Origin of the sequence: Prevotella sp. MGM1, from assembly GCF_002933775.1 — a bacterium.
Taxonomy (GTDB): domain Bacteria; phylum Bacteroidota; class Bacteroidia; order Bacteroidales; family Bacteroidaceae; genus Prevotella.
In genome coordinates, this window is sequence record NZ_BEWV01000148.1 from 1 (window position 1) to 1,547 (window position 1,547).

2 protein-coding genes are annotated in these 1,547 nt (G+C 56.6%); both read right to left on the bottom strand.

Annotated elements, in window-relative coordinates; genetic code table 11:
* Positions 1-807, bottom strand: an 807-nt coding sequence (locus tag MoGM_RS05685; protein ID WP_104369155.1) for an acetylornithine carbamoyltransferase, incomplete at its 3' end; no start/stop codon positions are given.
* Positions 808-902: 95 nt separating this feature from the next.
* A partial coding sequence (locus MoGM_RS05690) for an aldehyde dehydrogenase family protein (protein ID WP_146078660.1) occupies positions 903-1,547 on the bottom strand: 645 nt, incomplete at its 5' end.

Genomic DNA, 1,547 nt, shown 5'->3' on the forward strand with positions numbered 1-1,547 from the left:
GCTCCAATTCTTCGCATATACGAAGTCGGCTCCTTGGAGTGCTTTCATCTGGTCGTACTCGATACGGGCGTCACCGGCAAACCGCGGATCCAGTTCGTAGCCTTCGGGGTGGGTGATGACGAAATCCACGTCTGCGGCGTTCATCCATTGCGCGAATGAGTTTGGCACGGCTTGTGGGAGCGCACGGCAGTGCGGTGCCCAGGTGAGCACTACTTTAGGCCTTTTCGTGGTCTTGGCGGCCGGTTCCCCGCTATTCGTTCCGCAATCCTCACTTTTCGTAAATCCGTTATCCTGACGCTCGCTCACAGGGCGGCAACCGTCCCGGTTCTCGGTGATGGTTATCAGGTCGGCGAACGCCTGCAGTGGGTGCACCGTGGCCGTTTCCATTGCGAAGACGGGCTTCCCGCTATATTTGATAAACTGGTGCAGAACCGTTTCGGCATAGTCGTAGCCGCGGTCTGTGAGGCCGGCAAACGAGCGTACTCCAATCATGTCGCAGTAGCTCGCCATCACCGGTATGGCTTCGAGCAGGTGCTCGCTCTTGTCGCCGTCCATTATCACTCCGCGCTCGGTTTCCAGTTTCCATGCTCCCGCGTTCACGTCGAGCACAATCACGTTCATGCCCAGGTTCATGGCCGCTTTCTGTGTGCTGAGTCTTGTGCGCAGGCTGTTATTGAAGAAAATCATCATCAGGGTCTTGTTCTTTCCCAGATGCTGATATTTGAACCGGTCGTTCTTTATCTCTTGTGCCTCGGCCAGCGCTTGGCGCAGGTCGCCGATGTCTTCCACGTTGATGAATGTTCTCATTGCTGTCTGTCGTTATTGATTGTTATCTCTGTGCCTCTGCCGTGACGGCATGGTCTCATATTGCCGTGCCTGTACGTCAGAGGCTGTCGTTTATTCTATCTCCTTGTTTGTCCGTCACCGTCTATCAGCCACTTGTATGTCGTAATCTCTTCGAGCCCCATGGGGCCTCTTGGGCCGAGTTTCTGGGTGCTTATTCCTATTTCGGCTCCCAGTCCGAACTGTGCCCCGTCCGTGAAACTCGTCGGTGCGTTGACGTATACGCATGCCGCGTCGGCCTGTGAGCGGAACATTGTGGCATGCCTCTCGTCTTCCGTGATGATGCACTCGCTGTGTCCCGAGCCGTACCGGTTGATGTGGGCTATGGCCTCATCGAGGTCTTGCACTGTCTTGACGGCCATTTTATAGTCCATGAACTCCGTGCCGTAGCTGCTCTCGTCGGCCGGCATCAGCAACCCGGCGGGATACTTGCCCCGCAATGCGTCGAATGCCGCTTCGTCGGCGTATATTGTCACCCGGCTTTCCGCCAGCCGCGCGCACAGGTATGGCAAGTCTGCCAGCCGCCTGGCGTTTACTATGAGGCAGTCGAGAGCGTTGCACACGCTCACCCGCCGTGTCTTGGCATTATGTATTATGCGCTCGCCTTTATCTCTGTCTCCCGTCTCGTCAAAGTAAGTGTTCACCACTCCCGCTCCCGTCTCGATTACCGGCACCCGTGCCGTGTCGCGCACGAAGTCTATGAG